Origin of the sequence: Pseudomonas sp. DWRC2-2, assembly GCF_049897885.1 — a bacterium.
GTDB lineage: Bacteria > Pseudomonadota > Gammaproteobacteria > Pseudomonadales > Pseudomonadaceae > Aquipseudomonas > Aquipseudomonas azotoformans_A.
This window is the reverse complement of record NZ_JAFCXD010000004.1, coordinates 1-16,290: the sequence shown is the minus strand read 5'-3', so window position 1 is coordinate 16,290 and position 16,290 is coordinate 1. Positions and strand designations below refer to the sequence as shown.

The window sequence follows — 16,290 nt, the reverse complement described above, 5'->3', positions numbered from 1 at the left end:
TATCAAGTCGGTGCGCGAGGCGGAAAGATCCGCGTGGGCATCCAGAAAATCAGCAGGATCAACGCCACTGCGACCGCAGCCATGACGTAATACAGATCCGAAGAAGTCAGCACCACGGCCTGCTCGTGCAGGCGGTGTGCCAGGCCCGGCGCGTCGCCTTCAGCCAGGGGTGAGTTACCCAGGCGGTCCACCAACATGGTCGAGTGGAAGTGCAGGCGTTGGGTGGTGAGCGTGTCGAGCACGCCAGTAGCAATCACGGCAGCCAGGCCCTTGATGGTGTTGAACCAGGCGGACGCGAACGGCCCGTCCATGGGCTGGATGCTGCCGGTAGAAAGCATCAGCAGCGGCAACACGGCCATCGGTTGCCCGAATATTTGCAGCAGGTACAGGCCGTAGAAATCGTCGCGAATCCACTCCGAGGTCAGGTGCGCACTGCCCACGCAGCACAGCACCAACATGCCCAGTCCGATCCCCAGCACCCAACGGCAATCGACCCAGCGCAGGTTGCACAGCGCCGCCACCAGCGGCAGCGCGATCAACTGTGGGATCGCCATCAGCAGCATCACCGGCGCGGTTTGCAGCGGACGGTAACCCTGGACCTGGGCGAGGAAGCTTGATGGGATGATGATCACCGAGGTCAGCACCATCAGCACGCCCGCCAGCACAATCAACGCGAACGACAGGTTGCGCAGGCCGAGCATCTGCAATTTGAAGAACGGTATCGGCTGCGACCATTCATTCACCATGAACAGCACCAGCAATAGGCTGCCGCCACACAGCAGGAAGGTGATCAGGCCCGACTCGAACCAGTCCAGCCGATTGCCTTGCAGGATGCCGATGACCAGCATGCAGATCGCCGGGAAGCCCAGCAGCAAGCCACGCCAGTTGAACGGCTTGAAGCGCTCCAGGCGCAGCGGATCCTGCGGCAGGCCGTAGGCCACGGCAACCATGGCCAGCAGGCACGGCGCGACGATTTGCCAGAACGCCCACTGCCAGCCGACGTACTCGGTCCACAGCGCCGCCAGGGGCGTGCCGAGGCTCGGGCCGAAGGTGGCTGTGAGCGCGTAACCGGCCAAGCCGTACAGCTTGACGTTGGCCGGAAGGAAACGCAGGGCCACGGTCATCAGCATCGGCGGCAACGCGCCGCCGGCCAGGCCTTGCACGGTACGCAGCAGCAACAGGCTTTCGTAGTTCGGCGCGAACGGACACAGGATGCCGAGCACGGTGAACAGTCCGATGGCGCACAGCGTGAAGCGGCGCAGCGAAAAGGTCACCGAACACCAGGGCGCAAACGCCATGGCCGCCACGGAAGTCGCGGTGTAAGCCGCAACCAGCCAGGTGCCTTCGTCAAAACCGATGTACAGCGCACCGCGGATATCCGCGAGGGCCACTTTGGTGACCATCTCGTTGAGGCCGGAAACCAGCACCGCCAGCAACACGCCGATCAGCCCGATGATGATGCGCGGGCCGAATACGGGTGGGGTCATGGCAGTGGGTGTGGCTGCGGCCGCAAGGGTGGGGGCAGCGAGGGACGTCATGAACAGGTAACTCGGAATGTTAAATACCTGAGCAGTTTAATCAGGCACACACATGACAAAAAGTTACTTGTTGGAAGGATATAAGTGCGCCAGACGCAATGATTAGACTGGCTGCGCTTCAAGCCAGGTGGCGTGGCAACTCTCGCGCATGGTCTCGCGCAGCCATTTGTGAGCAGGGTCTTTGTCGAATCGCGGGTGCCAGGATTGGGCCAAGACCAGCGTCGGCAGGGAGATCGGCAACGCGAACGAGCGCAGGGGCAGTTTTAGGCGATTGGCGCTCAACAGCGCTTCCTTGGGTACCGGCAGCAGCAGGTCGGAATCGGGCAGCATGAACATCGCGCCGTGAAAGCCAGGCGCGATCATCGCCACGCGGCGCTCCAGGCCCTGGGCATTCAGCGCAGTGTCGATCGGCCCACGGGCAATGCCGCGCCGCGAGATGCTGATATGGGAATAGCTGGCAAAGCGGGCGGCGGTGATTTCTTCGTCGAATAACGGATGGTCTTCCCGCGCCAGGCCGACAAAGGTGGTGGAGAACAGGTTCTGCACCTTCACTTCTGGGGTGACCGGCATGGTGTTGCTCACGCGCAAATCCAGGCGGCCTTCACGCAGGGCTTCGTCGTCGGTGTCGCCTTCGGGCACGAAGCACAGCTCGCACAGCGGGGCCATGCGCTCCATGGTGTCGAACAGGCGACCGCCATACACGCCGATGAAAAAGTCATTGGCGCGTACGCTGAAACGACGGCGCAATGTACTCAAATCCACTTGGTCCGCCGAACGGAACAGCAGCGCCGCCTGTTCCACCACGTTGCGTACCTGGCCTTGCAACTGCAGGGCCTTGGGCGTCGGCACCAGGCCGCGACCGGCGCGCACCAGGATCGGGTCACCCACCGCTTCGCGGATCCGCGTAAGGGTGCGGCTCATGGCCGCCGGGCTGAGGTTCATGCGGCGCGCGGCGCCGACCACGCTGCCTTCGTCGAGCAAAGCGTCGAGGGCGACCAGCAGGTTCATGTCCGGTAGTTGCATGCCAAGCACTCGTGATCAACGGGGCGTGAATTGAGCGCAATCGTAGCAGGCTTTACAGGTAGCGCCTCAGGTTGCGGGGCAGGTATTTCGCGTAGGTGGATTTAGGGTGAGCCTGGCACTTGCGCACGATATCCGGCAAGGCGTTTTCCAGCTCGTCGGCTCTGACCAGGCCTTCGTTGTAGTCACTTTTACCGCTCAACGCCGGGAACATCACTGCTACACGGGTGATCGCAAAACTCTTCATTTGTACGAGCGGACGGGAGGGGTGGTCGCGGCGGAACGCACTGAATTCTTCGTTCAGTGCGCTGCAGGATTGATAGGTCGTTTCCATGAACGAAAGCTGGGAGCTTTTCGTTCTGGGCGCTTCAGGCGTAAAAATCATCTCATTCAGCGCGTTGATCACCGCTGGCTGGTCGGCATTCACTGTCCAGGGTTTGAAACGCCATTGCTTGGCCGCCTCCACGGCGGCTGCGCCGAACTCAGGCTTGGTAGCGCTAAGCGCTTTTACGTCGCTGACCGAACCGTCGCTGTGGATGTTCAAGTTAATGCGTGCGTGCCCCGGGAGGCTGATCAAGTAAGAGGGGTAGGTGGGCTTTGGCATGGACACCGCTTCGGGGACGAACTCGGCCAACACTGAGGTCGATAACAACAAAGCCGCTGCCAAGACAAAAAAACGCATAGTCGTAAATCCCTTTACTAAACCGGTTCGACGCCATCGCGGCGCCGAATTCGGGCGGGATTATCAAAGCCGGACAGGGCAAAGAGCAACCATTCCTATTTAAAAACGACGATTCTTACGATTCCGCGTAATCAACGCTGCATGCCCCAGCGCTTCACTGTCAGACGCTCGAAGGTATCAAACACCAGGTTTTCCACCAACAGGCCGATCAGGATCACCACCGCCAGCCCGGCAAACACCTTGTCGGTATACAGCTCGTTGCGGTTCTGGAAGATGTACCACCCCAGGCCGCCCTTGCCACTGGTGGCCCCGAACACCAACTCGGCGGCGATCAACGTGCGCCAGGCAAATGCCCAACCGATCTTGAGGCCTGCGAGGATCGACGGCAGTGCCGCCGGGATCAGGATGAACAGCACAAAACGCATGCCCTTGAGGCCATAGTTGCGCCCGGCCATGCGTAAGGTTTCGGACACGCCGAGGAACCCGGAATAGGTGTTGAGCGCCAGCGCCCACAACACCGAGTGCACCAGCACAAAGATCAGGCTGTTCTGCCCCAGGCCGAACCACAGCAGCGCCAGCGGCAACAACGCGATGGCGGGCAGCGGGTTGAACATCGAGGTCAGGGTGCTCAGCAGATCGCGGCCCAGTTGGGTCGACACCGCCAAGGTGGTCAGGGCGAACGCCAGCACGATGCCAATCAGGTAACCCTTGATCAGCACCACCAGCGAAATGCTTACCTTGCTCAGCAGTTCGCCGCTGAGCAGGCCGTCATAAAGTGCGGCCGATGTCTGCAAGAAGCTCGGCAACAGCAGGTCATTGTTCTGATAACGCGCAACCGCTTCCCAGAGGATCGCGAGCACGATCAGGATCAGGCCCTTGCGCAGCCAGCCTTGTTGCCACAGGCGTTGACGCAGAGGCAGTTCGCGCTCCACGGGGACGCTGAGCAGCGGTTCGAGCGTGATTTCATATTCCTGGCGCATGGATATTCCCCTTAATACGCGATGCGGATATCAGCGAAACCCAACTCACGTTCGGCCTCTGGCGCTTCATCGAACAACAGGCGATGAATGCGTCGCGCCGACGCCTGGAACTCCACGCCACCGAGGCTGTGCAGGTCGTATTGATGGCTGTGGATTTCCGCGCGCACGCGACCCGGATGAGGCGACAGCAACAGGATACGGTTGCCCACCACCAGCGCTTCTTCGATGGAGTGAGTCACGAACAACAAGGTGAAGCGCACTTCTTCCCAAAGCAGCAGCAGTTCTTCCTGCATCTTGCGCCGGGTCAGGGCGTCGAGGGCGGCGAAGGGCTCATCCATCAACAGGATTTTCGGCTGCATGGCCAAGGCACGGGCGATGGCGACACGGGCCTTCATCCCGCCGGAAAGCGTGTGGGGATAGGCGTCGGCAAACGCCGTGAGGCCAACTTTGTCGAGGTAGTGCCGCGCGCGCTCTTCGGCTTCGGCGCGCTTCAAGGTTTTCGAGGCCAGCAGTGGAAACATCACGTTCTGTTTGACGGTTTTCCACGGCGGCAACTGGTCGAACTCCTGAAACACCACGATGCGGTCCGGGCCCGGTTGCTCGACCTTTTGCCCGAGCAGACGGATCTCACCTTCGCAGGGCTTGATAAACCCGGCGATGGACTTGAGCAAGGTGGATTTGCCACAGCCCGACGGACCGAGCAGCACATAGCGGTCGGCGGGATCGATCTCGAAACTCACCTGATGGGTGGCCCGCACCACGCGCTCGGGGGTGCGGTATTCCAGGCTGACGTTATCCACCGCCAGTAACGGCAAGGCGGTGTTCAGGTTGCTGGCCGTGTGGCCTTGCAAGGGCGCGTTCATCTCAACTTCCTTGCAGGGGCTTGGCATCCTGGAAGAAGTAGTCCTTCCACGATTCAGGCTTGTTCTTGATAGCGCCGACGCGGTAGAGGAATTCCGCCAGCGGATAAGTATTCTTGGGCGTGACGCTGAATTCGAACTGCGGGTTGTCGATGATTTTCAGCAGTTCGGCACGGTCAATCTTGGCCTTGGTCACGCGGATATAGGTGTCGGCCGCAGCCCCTTTGTCGTTCTGGGCGAACTGCGCGGCTTCGGTCAACGCCTCGACGAATGCCTTGTAGGTTTTCGGATTGTCATTGCGGAATTTCTCGGTGGCGAACAGCACCGTCGGCGAGTTCGGGCCGAGCAGGTCGTAGGTGTTCAGCACCACATGCACATTCGGGTTGGCCAGGGCCTGGTCCTGGAACGGCGGGTTGGAGAAGTGCCCGGTCAGCTCGGTGCCACCAGCGATCAGGGCGGCGGTTGCATCCGGGTGCGGGACGGCGACGGTGTATTTGTCGAGGCGATTGAATTCCTTGTCGCCCCACTGTTTGGCGGCGGCGTATTGCAGGAAGCGCGACTGCACAGAAACGCCGACCGCAGGCACCGCAATGCGGTCCTTCTCAGTGAAATCGGCGATGGTCTTGACCTTGGGATTGTTGCTCACCAGGTAGTACGGGAAGTTACCCAGGGACGCGACGGCCTTGACGTTCTGCTTGCCGTGGGTGCGGTCCCAGATGGTCAGCAGGGGGCCGACGCCGGCACCGGCGATATCGATGGAGCCGGAGAGCAGCGCGTCATTGACGGCGGCGCCGCCGGACAGCTGAGTCCAGTCGACCTTGATGTCGATGCCTTCCTGCTTGCCGTATTTTTCGATCAGGTTCTGATCGCGCACCACGTTGAGCAACAGGTAAACGATGCCAAACTGTTCGGCGATACGAATCTCACCTTCGGCCTGCGCGGCTGTCGGTGCAACAAGGCTGCCAGCCAGCAGGCTGACGCCCAGGCCGACAGTCGCGGCCAGCCGTGCGAAGGGTATTTTCCTGGACATGGTCATGCTCCGAATCAGAAAGGCGCGTCGCCCTGGATGGTGGTGCGAAACAGCTTGCGGCGCAGATGACTAGGGCAACCGGCAGCCAGGTGAATCAGCGAGCGGTTGTCCCAGAACACTAGGTCGTGGGGCTGCCATGGGTGGCGGTAGATGTTTTGCGGCAACACGCTGTGGGCGTAAAGCTGGGCCAGCAGGTCGCGACTTTCGTCTTCCGGCAGACCGACGATGCGTGTGGTGAAACCCTCACTGACGAACAGCGCCTTGCGGCCGTTTTCCGGGTGGGTACGCACGATGGGGTGCACAACTTCCGCGACCTGGGCAAGCTGCTCGGGGGTCAGTGTGGGGCGCCAATTGCCTTCGAATTTGGTTTCGCTGTAGCGCGCGGTGTAGGAATGCGCGGCACTGCGGCCTTCAACGGCGGTGCGCAGATGCGCGGGCAGTTGGTCCCAGGCTTTGTGCATGTCGGCGAACAGGGTGTCGCCACCTTCAGAGGGCAGCTCTTGGGCGTGAAGCATCGAGCCTAGGCTGGGCAGTTCTTTATAGGACAGATCCGAATGCCAGAATTTTCCAGCGTCTCCCAGTCCGATGGATTGACCGTTTTCGATGATGTTGGAGACGATCAGGATTTCCGGGTGGTTGGCCAGCAGGAATTGCTTGAGCACGTGGATCTGCAGCACACCGAAGCGGCGGCTGAAAGCGATCTGCTGTTCGGGGGTGATGCGCTGGTCGCGGAACACCACGACGTGATGGTCCAGGTGCGTGCGGTGGATACGTGCAAAATCCTGGTCGTTGACCGGTCTCGACAAGTCCAAGCCTATGATCTCGGCGCCGACGCTGCCGGGCAATGGACGAATCTCGAAGGTTTGGGCGGTAGCGTTCGCTGTTGGAACAGTAGAGGTGGCGGACATGAGGTCACTCCCGGTCAGACAGGAGATTGACTTTATAGATATAAGAACGGCTATTTAAATACCGTTAATGAATATCGATATGCGGGAATGTTCCGGCTCAACCTCATGCTGCTTGGCCCTGGGGAATAAATCACCGCAGTAAAGTGTTCAGTTCAAACACCTTATGCTGCAATTGTCGGCGCTTGAAGCAGGCGGGATGAACTTGGATGCGTAAGGCGCCTTAAATGCTGGCTGTGGGCGTTGGGAGCGCTATGTTGAAACGCTTACAAGCCGAAACTGTGCCCGTTTGACAAGCTTACGGGCAGTCTCTAGTGTGCATTGGATCCAATTAGCCACGTCCATTCTAATAAGGAGGATAGCGTAACCGTGACGCAGAAGCCGACCCCTTTGAACAGCATCAAGATCAGCGGACCTATTCCCGCCCATCTCGCGCGTTCCGTAATTGAAGAAACCTTGCGCAACGCCATCCTGGATGGTCGATTGCCCTGTGGTACTGCCATGCGCCAACAGGAGTTGGCCAGCCTGTTCGGGGTCAGCCGCATGCCGGTGCGTGAAGCCTTGCGCCAGCTGGAAGCCCAGTCACTGCTGCATGTAGTGACGCACAAGGGCGCCGTCGTTGCTCCGTTGATCGAAGACAACTCGGCCGAGACCTATGAACTGCGGATGTTGCTGGAGTCTGAAGCGCTGCGCCTGTCAATTCCCTTGCTCACTGACACCGATATCGTCGAAGCGGAGGCCTTTATTTGTGCCCTCGAACAAGAAAAAGACTACTCAGAGATAGGACGCCTCAATCGCCTGTTTCACATGGCACTTTATGGCAAGGCCCCGAACCAGCGGCTGCTCAAATTGGTGGAGCACGGTTTGAACGAAGAGGAGCGTTTCCTGCGTTACAACCTTGAGGCCATGGGGCTGGGCGAGACATCCCAGGAAGATCACCGCGAACTACTGAACCTCGTGGCGCAGAAAAAAACCCAGGAAAGCATCCTGACCCTGCGTAACCACTTGATGCGAGGCATGGAGGTGATCACGGCATACCTCAACGGCTTGGGTGCCCCCGCCAAGAAAGGCACGCACTAAGGCGTCATCTCCTATTGCGGGGCGAACCAAGTAACGGTTGGCGCCCCGCCCCGAAGAAACTTCCCACTTCCAACAAAGTAACTAGATTACAGCAAATATTATTTAGCAAAACTTCTAACACATTTGTATGCCCGCAAAGTTGTTTAATCCGCTTATTATCTTTTATTACTAAACCAGACACTTCGCTAGACGTTGCAGCGCCCATATCGAGTCCTCCTGCACGCCAGCAACTGGTCTACTGCTACTCACCTCTTGCCAACTACAAATACTCATCGCTGTTTTCACAGCAGACGCGGCAACTTATAGGCACCAACCATGCATCAACCGTTACTTGAAACAGCAAAACTTCAGTTATGCGGGCATTCGTTATTTTCAGAAATAACTTCCCTGCGGAAGTTACAACTTTTTATGGAAAGCCACGTATTTTCTGTCTGGGATTTCATGACCCTCGCTAAACGCCTGCAACAGGACCTGACCTGCACTCGCCTGCCCTGGCTACCGCCTGCCGACCCACACGCAGCGCGCTTGATCAATGAGGTCATACTGGGTGAGGAATCAGACCTGCATCCCGAGACAGGCTATTGCAGCCACTTCGAACTCTATCTGGAGGCCATGGCGGAGGTAGGTGCCAATACCTCGTCGATCAACCGCTTCGTTGCGCTGCAACGTCAAGGCCTGGAAGCAACTGCTGCCTTGCAGGCGATCGAGGTCCTTCCCGGCGTCGCTCGCTTAGTCAGCGATACATTGCAGCTTGCGCTAAATGCGCCTATCCATTGTGTGGCGGCCACCTTCCTGCATGGTCGCGAGCATGTCATCCCAGGAATGTTCGAGCGCATCCTGCAATCTGATGAGTTCATCCATCGCCAGGCGCCTATCTTGTGCGCCTATCTCAAGCGTCACATCGAACTGGACACCCAGGATCATGGACCGGCGGCAGAGCAGTTGCTCGAACGCCTGGCCAACGCTGACCCGGCATACCCGCAACAGGCCAACGACGCCGCGCTCGCTGCCGTGGAGGGGCGTATCGCGTTGTGGGATGAGGTTCGCGCCTCACTGCAGGAGGTGCACCCATGAACGCCACCGACTACCAACCCATTGCCCACGACTGGGAACGTCGAGCAACCATTCGCACACGCCCGCGCCGCTTGCTGGAGAGCGATGACAAGCTGATCTATCCCCTGTGCCGCCAGCCCTTGGTACTCAGTGCGACCTTTCTTGAACACTGCCCGCAGTGGCGCGATTTTGTACTGGTGCAGAGCTTCTACAAATTCATCAACGACGTGGTGATATTCGAGACCGAGATCGTCGACGAGACTGCACGCAGCATCGCCAAGAATCGCTTTTCGGTGCACTTCCCGCTGACCTGTCGTGTTGATGCAATGACTGTCGTTGTGGACGAGGACTACCACGCATTGGTTGCGCTGGATTTCCTGCAGCAAACCGTGGCCATGACCGGTATACAACCCTTGGAACTGCCGAGGGAAATCGAGTTGAGCCGCGCGCTGCCGGCGGCACAGGCACAGGCGCCAGCTCACCTGCGCGATGCCGTCGCGTTGATTGGGGTGGCCATTGCCGAAAACACGGTGACTCACGATGTGGCCGCGTTTTCCAAGGACACCAGTGTCAAAGCCTCCATCCGCGGCCTGATGGCCGACCACCTGTTTGATGAAGGCCGTCACGCACAATTCTGGGTACGGCTCGTACGCTTGTACTGGCAGGCCGCGAGCGCGGACGACCGCAACAGCATTGCCAAGGTGCTGCCGGTTCTACTGGCCCAGTACCTGACGAACGACCTGCAAAAAGACTTCGACCTGTACGTGATCGAACATCTCGACATCAGCACCCACCTGCGCAGCGAATTACGCGATGAAGTCGCGGCGCTGGCCTTCCCCATCACACGTCAGCATCCATTGATGGCCAATATTCTTGGCTTCCTCCAACACAGCGGTTTACTGCAAACGCCGAGTGTGGCGCAAGCGTTGAACGACTACTTGCCAGCGTCCGGGAGGGTGGCATGAGGCGACTGACCATCAGCTTTGCCGGCGCCAGCAACGCCTTGCGCGCTGTCAGGCAGGAGTTGGAACAGTATGGGCATATCTCGAGTGATGAAGGCATCGACCTGTGGATCGAAGACGGCAGTCAGTCGCTGCGAGACCAAAATCATCACACGCCAGGCTTAAGTCTACGCCTTGGGGTTGGCCCGTTAACCGGCTATGGGCTGCCCGCTCTGCAGCTGCGCGCCTATGGACCCGACCGACAGTTCGTGGCGGTACTGAACATCGCCGACGAGCCTAGTGGTAATGGCCAGCGGCTCCGCCAGCAGGTAACGCATGCGCTGGTGGAATGGGTTGCGCTGCACGTCAGTGGTTTCGCACGGGACCCTGGGCAGTTCACGCTGAGTGGCGTCGCCAATGACTGGCCTGAACAAGGTCTGGAAGTACTGGAAGCGCTGGCATTCACCCACCGCTTCAACCACACCGCAGACCCTGCTGTGATAGAGGAAGCCAGGTTGCCGTTGATCAATCGGTTGCAGGCAAGTTTTTACACTTTCGCAGACCGGGCCGCCTTGAACATAGGTGCCAGCGAAGTGACCTATCGTCACCTGCATGCTCGGGCCTCAGCAATCCAGCAACAATTACGTCCCTTGCTGGAGACTGCGCAGACGCCAGCAGTGGTGGGGGTGTGCCTGGAAAAATCTATCGAACTGTATGCCAGCATTCTTGCGGTGCTGGGCTGTGGTGCAGTGTACCTCCCCCTGGATCCGGAGCACCCGACTCATCGCCAGCAGACCATGCTCGACATCGCAGGCGCTCGGGTATTGCTGGATACCGGCCAGCACCCATTACGCGGGCGTTTGACTTCATTGGATGTCAGCAGCAACGACCACCACGACGCCGCCATCGCACGCCCCTTGGTACACGTTCACCCTCATATCGATGCGCCCTGCATGATGTTTTTTACATCAGGCACCACCGGCCAACCCAAAGGCGTGTTGCTCAGCCAAGCCAACCTGGCACATTTCACAGCATGGTTCAGGTCCTGCGTGAGCCTGGATGAACAGGGGCGCGTCTTGCAGTTCTCGCCGCTGAGCTTCGATTCATCACTGATCGATATTTTCCCCGCCCTGATAGCGGGTGCCACGTTGATTGTCCCCAGCGCAGAACAACGACAAGACCCTCAGCAACTGCTGGATCTTCTCCATCGGCAGCGCGTCACTCACGCCTTTCTGCCGCCTGCGCTGCTGAGCATTCTGCCGCTCGGTCAACCGTTGGGCCTGACGCACCTGCTGACCGGAGGTGATGTGTGCGAGCCTCATGTGATCGAGCATCTGGCGAAGCAGTGCCAGCTTCACAACCTCTATGGGCCTACGGAGGCCACGGTGCTGGTCACCCATCGGACGTTGTGCCCCAGTGACAGCAACCGCAATCTCGGCCACCCCATCGCCAACAGCCAGGTTCTGATTCTTGATGAACACCGGCAACCGGTGGATGAACAGGTGATGGGCGAGGTGTATATCGTCGGCCCTGGCGTGAGTCTTGGGTATGTAAACGCGCCACCACAGGCCAGCAGCCCTTTCGTGGAGCTGGCAATCCCAGGTGGCCAGCCCTTGCGTGCCTACCGTAGCGGCGACCTGGCACAGTGGACTGCCGATGGGATCGTGATGGGGGGGCGGCGTGATGATCAAGTGAAAATTCGTGGTTTTCGGGTCGAGCCGCAGGAGATTGAACAGTGCTTGCGCAACAGCCGGTTGTACCGCCAGGTGGCGGTGGTGATCGACCGTAACCGCAGGATCCGTGGCTTTGTTGCCCAACCGCAACCTGGGGCTACCATGGCTGCCCTGCAGCAACACGCGCGAAAGTGGCTGCCGGACTATATGCAGCCCGGTTTCTGGGACGTTTTGCCACGCATGCCGTGTTCCAGCAACGGCAAAATTGACCGCTCGGCATTGCTGGCACTACCGCTCCAGCCTAATTTGCTGGCTGCCCGGAGCATCGCACAAACCTCGCATCAGATCCAATTGACCCGCTTGTGGGGCGAGCTGCTGGCGTTGCCCGTAGGAGAGTTTTCTATCGACGAAAGCTTCTTCGACCTGGGCGGCCATTCGATTTTGCTGTCCACCCTGTTACTGCGTTTTCGCGAACAATTCGGCCGTAGCTTCTCGCTCAGTCACTTCATTGAGGCGCCGACAATTCGTACGCTTGCAACATTGGTGGAGAACGGCGAACCACCCGACGCCCCCTACAACCACGCGATTCGCGACGCTCAGCAAGAGTGGCCATTCAACACACTGCCCGAGGCTTGCGTGGGCGATCCGTATAAAATGATCGTTACAGGGGCTAACAGTTTTGTGGGTGTCCATATCGTCGAAGCATTGCTGGCCACCGGAGCAACTGAGATAGCGTGCCTGGTGCGAGAGGAACCCGGACAGTCGGCAATGGCGCGATTCACCCAAGCATTACGCGAATATCGCCTGGAGCATCTGGACTTGAGCAGAGTGCAGGTACTCGCGGCTGATATCAGCCTGCCCCGATTGGGTTTGGCCAACGATACCTATGAGACCCTCGCTAAACGTTTTGGCGTACTGGTGCACAACGCGGCACAGGTCAACCACGTGAAGGACTACGCATCACTGACCAGGGACAACGTTGACCCCATACTCGAATGCCTGCGTCTGTGTGAGACGCACTGTAAGAAGGTCTTCAACTTCATCTCAACACTGTCAGCTTCTAGCAGTATCGACGCCCAGGGCTATGTCCTCGAAGCGCCCGCCGCGACCACGCTGCCGCTTTACATCAAGAATGGCTACAACTTGTCCAAGTGGGTCGCCGAACGGCAGTTGGGGCGCGCGGTGGAACGCGGGGCCTGGGTCAACATCCATCGTCCCGGCAATATCAGTTTCAACAGCCTTACGGGCGTCTGCCAGCCACAGAAGAATCGCCTGATGCTGATGCTCAAGGGATCACTGCAATTGGGCCTGCTACCAAGACTGGCGCTGAACTTCGACCTGATGCCAGTGGACTTCCTGACTCGTTTTATCGCGTTCCACTGCAATCGCTTTCAAGCCGGCCGGAGCGTGTTCAACCTGCACAACCCACAGCCTTTGAGCTGGGCGCATTACTTGGATGCCTTTAGCCGGGCGGGGCACCGTTTCAGGCGGGTGAGCGTTGCGCAATGGCAACAGTCGCTACGATCGATCAGCCGGGACAACGCACTGTTTGGCGTGCTGGGTTTTTATCTCGACCGTCTCGACGAAGATATCGGTGACACCTCAATGATTCGTCACGACAACGCGCGCCAGGGTGTGCAGCAGATGGGGGCCCACTATCCCGAAAAAGACCCGGCGCTGTTGAGTAAAGGCTGCAACTACCTCAAGGCCATCGGCTTTCTTTGAACGCCTCAGGACAACCTTATGAAAGCGCTGCAACCCGATACGTTAATTCGCAACCCGAACGGCCTGCCGATAGTGGCATGCGTCGTGGTCGAATGCCCTGCCCCTCGCCTGTGGGACATGGTGGGACAATTTGCCCGATTCGATGTGTTCATTCCTGACCTGACGCATATCGAAATGAGGGGCACAGGTGTGGGCGCCTTGCGTACAAAGCTATTCCGCGATGGCAACTGTGTGGTGGAGCAACTTAATAGCCGGGACGAGCAGGCCATGCAAATGACCTGGACCACGATCTACAACACCCTCGGTGTGGCCAGATTGTGGGCGGCGATCCGTGTGGAAGCTCTTGGAGAAGCGCGTTCCAAGGTGACATGGACAATCATTGCCGAGCCCGTTGACAGGGCAAACACAGGGTTTGAACAGTTCGTGCAGGACTTCGCCGATAGCGCACTGGAAAATCTCCGCCGGATACTTGGCTAAGTGGCAGGTGCGAGATGACTCGCTCCTGCCTGATTGATCAGCGGATCAGATCTTGAAGCTATCAACCAATTGCTTCAATCGATTAGCCTGTTGCGACAACGCATCGCAATCTTTCAGGGTTTCATTGAGATTGGTCACGCCCTGCTGGTTCAGCAGATTGATCTGGTTGATATCCACATTGAGGGTTTCCACCACGGCCGTCTGTTCTTCAGTAGCTGCAGCTACGGACTGGTTCATGCCGTCGATCTCAACAATCCGCTGTGTCACGCTGACCAGGCGCTCACCGGCCTGGTTCGCGACCTGTACGCTTTCTTCGCTGGAGGCCTGGCTGGCATTCATGGTGGTGACCGCTTCACGCGAGCCCACTTGCAGCGAAGTAATCATTTTGTGGATCTCCTCGGCCGACTCCTGGGTGCGGTGAGCCAGGTTACGAACCTCGTCAGCGACCACTGCGAAACCTCGACCCGCCTCACCGGCACGGGCCGCCTCGATGGCGGCGTTGAGTGCCAGCAGGTTGGTTTGCTGCGAGATACCTTTGATCACATCAAGGATATGGCCGATGTTGTCGGTGCTGGCGTTGAGCGTCTCGATCTGGGTGCAGGACAGGCTGATTTTCTGCGACAGCTCCGACATTGCAAGGATGGTTTGCTCCACCACTTTGCGCCCGTCGTCGGCTTGCTCACTGGCGCCGCTGGCGTGCTGTGAAGCATCAGCGGCGTTACGTGCGATTTCCTGGGTGGCAGCGCCCAGTTCGTTGATCGCGGCAGCCACACTATTGGTACGCGCGCTTTGCTCGTCAGAACCAATAATCGAGGCATTGGACGAGGCCATTACGCGTTGGGACAAATCGTGGACCTGACGGGTTGCGGAAGACACTTCCGAGATCGAAGCGTGGATGCGTTCTACGAACTGATTGAAGGCACTGCCGACTTCGCCGAACTCGTCCTTGCTAGTCACAGCGAGGCGACGGGTCAGGTCGCCCTCACCCTGGGCAATGTCTTGCATCGCTACACCCATGGTGGTGAGCGGGCGCAGCAAGACTTGAATCAGTAAGCTCAAAAGCACTGCAATCGCGACCACGGCTATCAGCATGGCAATCAGTGCAGACGTGCGGAACTTGCCTAACGGTGCGTAGGCTTTGTCTTTATCAATCGACAGACCGATGTACCAATCTGCGCCGGGTAACCCACTGATAGGAGTGAACGACAGGATGCGGTCCTGGCCATTGAGGACGACGTCCTGGTTCACCTTCTCGATGCGTACCTGGGTGCCGGGGTAGATGTCCTTGAGGTTCTTCATCACCTGGTCCTGATCAGGACTGACGATGACTTGGCCATCGCCACTGACCAGGAACGCATGTCCGATACCGCCGAAGTCCACCGAGTTGATGATCTTCACCAGGGTCTGCAGGCTCAGGTCGCCACCGACTACGCCGAGCAATTCGCCGTTCTTTTTCACCGGCATGGCAATCGTCACGATCTGCCCACCCACTGCTGCCATGTAGGGCGGAGTGAGCATGGGTTTGTCGGCTGCCACTGCCTGCTTGTACCAAGGACGCTGACGGGGGTCGTAGCCGTCAGGCATTTTTGCGTCCGGACGCTGGGTGAACACACCGTTGGTTTGGCCAACGTAGGTGAATTGGAAATTCGAGGTAAATGCCGATTGATCGACCAGGCCAGGCAGATCAGCACTATTGCCCTGATGAGCGACGTTTTGCGTGAGACTTTCAAGCACCAGTATTCGACCACTTAGCCAGTTCTGCACACTGCTGGCGGTGAGCTCACCGGATTGTTGGATGGACGACTCCAGGTTCTGCTTGATAGTGCTGCGTTGCAGGTAGTCGTTGTAGAGGGTGAATAACGCGAAGGCCAGAACCACGACGCCTGACGCGGCCAACAGAATTTTATGACTGAACTTGAGATTCATTTCATCGACTTCTTTTGCCAAAGGGGGGTGAGCGTGCCGAGTGGAACATTCCATGTAGCGGTATAGGCGGCTTCTCTGGCCGCTCTATTTCGGTGCACGCATGGCTCGTCAGGCTTTCGGCCACGCTTTGGCAAATCTTAGGGATTTGTGAGTCATTTCCTGTTTTTATGTAGGAAACCGACCAGCGGTACACCTAAGCAACGGGGTTACCAAGCGTAGTTATTTCTGGCCCTAAACGACAAAACCCCTGTCTGCGTTAGCAGACAGGGGTTTCGGAATTCAATCTTGACGATGACCTACTCTCACATGGGGAAACCCCACACTACCATCGGCGATGCATCGTTTCACTGCTGAGTTCGGGATGGGATCAGGTGGTTCCAATGCTCTATGGTCGTCAAGA

General features: G+C 58.5%; 13 protein-coding genes and 1 rRNA gene. 5 read left to right on the top strand and 9 right to left on the bottom strand.

The window, feature by feature from the left end; translation table 11 throughout:
* Nucleotides 1-2: 2 nt before the first annotated feature.
* The 7 genes from ACP7EW_RS18890 to ACP7EW_RS18860 form a co-directional block, all read right to left on the bottom strand.
* On the bottom strand, nt 3-1,538 hold the full coding sequence (locus ACP7EW_RS18890) for an MFS transporter (protein WP_426218911.1): 1,536 nt from the start codon (nt 1,536-1,538) through the stop codon (nt 3-5).
* 102 nt (nt 1,539-1,640) lie between these two features.
* Nucleotides 1,641-2,561 carry a LysR family transcriptional regulator gene (locus tag ACP7EW_RS18885; RefSeq protein WP_033900092.1) on the bottom strand — a complete coding sequence of 307 codons (921 nt, stop codon included), beginning with the start codon at nt 2,559-2,561 and terminating at the stop codon, nt 1,641-1,643.
* Nucleotides 2,562-2,613: 52 nt separating this feature from the next.
* Nucleotides 2,614-3,240, bottom strand: coding sequence for an energy transducer TonB (locus ACP7EW_RS18880; RefSeq protein WP_177074385.1), 627 nt, complete (start codon nt 3,238-3,240; stop codon nt 2,614-2,616).
* Between the two features lie 131 nt (nt 3,241-3,371).
* Nucleotides 3,372-4,220, bottom strand: coding sequence for an ABC transporter permease subunit (locus ACP7EW_RS18875; protein WP_133076601.1), 849 nt, complete (start codon nt 4,218-4,220; stop codon nt 3,372-3,374).
* Between the two features lie 11 nt (nt 4,221-4,231).
* Nucleotides 4,232-5,083 carry an ABC transporter ATP-binding protein gene (locus ACP7EW_RS18870; RefSeq protein ID WP_426218907.1) on the bottom strand — a complete coding sequence of 284 codons (852 nt, stop codon included), beginning with the start codon at nt 5,081-5,083 and terminating at the stop codon, nt 4,232-4,234.
* Between the two features lies 1 nt (nt 5,084).
* Entirely contained in the window at nt 5,085-6,110 is a 1,026-nt protein-coding gene (locus ACP7EW_RS18865) for an ABC transporter substrate-binding protein (RefSeq protein ID WP_426218905.1), read from the bottom strand.
* Between the two features lie 14 nt (nt 6,111-6,124).
* A complete protein-coding gene (locus ACP7EW_RS18860; protein WP_269132446.1) occupies nt 6,125-7,018 on the bottom strand; it encodes a TauD/TfdA dioxygenase family protein in 894 nt (297 codons plus the stop codon).
* Nucleotides 7,019-7,384: 366 nt separating this feature from the next.
* On the opposite strand from ACP7EW_RS18860, the gene ACP7EW_RS18855 reads away from it, so the two are divergent.
* From ACP7EW_RS18855 to ACP7EW_RS18835, 5 genes are all read left to right on the top strand, one after another.
* Nucleotides 7,385-8,095, top strand: a complete 711-nt coding sequence (locus ACP7EW_RS18855; protein ID WP_033900080.1) for a GntR family transcriptional regulator — start codon at nt 7,385-7,387, stop codon at nt 8,093-8,095.
* 315 nt (nt 8,096-8,410) lie between these two features.
* Nucleotides 8,411-9,169, top strand: coding sequence for a DUF3050 domain-containing protein (locus ACP7EW_RS18850; RefSeq protein ID WP_426218902.1), 759 nt, complete (start codon nt 8,411-8,413; stop codon nt 9,167-9,169).
* Nucleotides 9,166-10,113 (top strand): diiron oxygenase, encoded by a 948-nt coding sequence (locus tag ACP7EW_RS18845; RefSeq protein WP_426218900.1) that lies wholly within the window; start codon nt 9,166-9,168, stop codon nt 10,111-10,113. The genes ACP7EW_RS18850 and ACP7EW_RS18845 overlap by 4 nt, the downstream gene beginning before the upstream one ends.
* Entirely contained in the window at nt 10,110-13,487 is a 3,378-nt protein-coding gene (locus ACP7EW_RS18840; RefSeq protein ID WP_426218898.1) for an amino acid adenylation domain-containing protein, read from the top strand. Before ACP7EW_RS18845 ends, ACP7EW_RS18840 begins: the two co-directional genes overlap by 4 nt.
* Nucleotides 13,488-13,505: 18 nt before the next feature.
* Nucleotides 13,506-13,964 (top strand): SRPBCC family protein, encoded by a 459-nt coding sequence (locus ACP7EW_RS18835; protein ID WP_426218896.1) that lies wholly within the window; start codon nt 13,506-13,508, stop codon nt 13,962-13,964.
* A 45-nt stretch (nt 13,965-14,009) separates the two neighbouring features.
* On the opposite strand, the gene ACP7EW_RS18830 is transcribed toward ACP7EW_RS18835, so the two are convergent.
* Both ACP7EW_RS18830 and rrf read right to left on the bottom strand, forming a co-directional pair.
* Entirely contained in the window at nt 14,010-15,890 is a 1,881-nt protein-coding gene (locus ACP7EW_RS18830; RefSeq protein ID WP_426218894.1) for a methyl-accepting chemotaxis protein, read from the bottom strand.
* A gap of 283 nt (nt 15,891-16,173) precedes the next feature.
* Nucleotides 16,174-16,289, bottom strand: a 5S ribosomal RNA gene (gene rrf / locus ACP7EW_RS18825).
* Between the last annotated feature and the right edge of the window lies 1 nt (nt 16,290).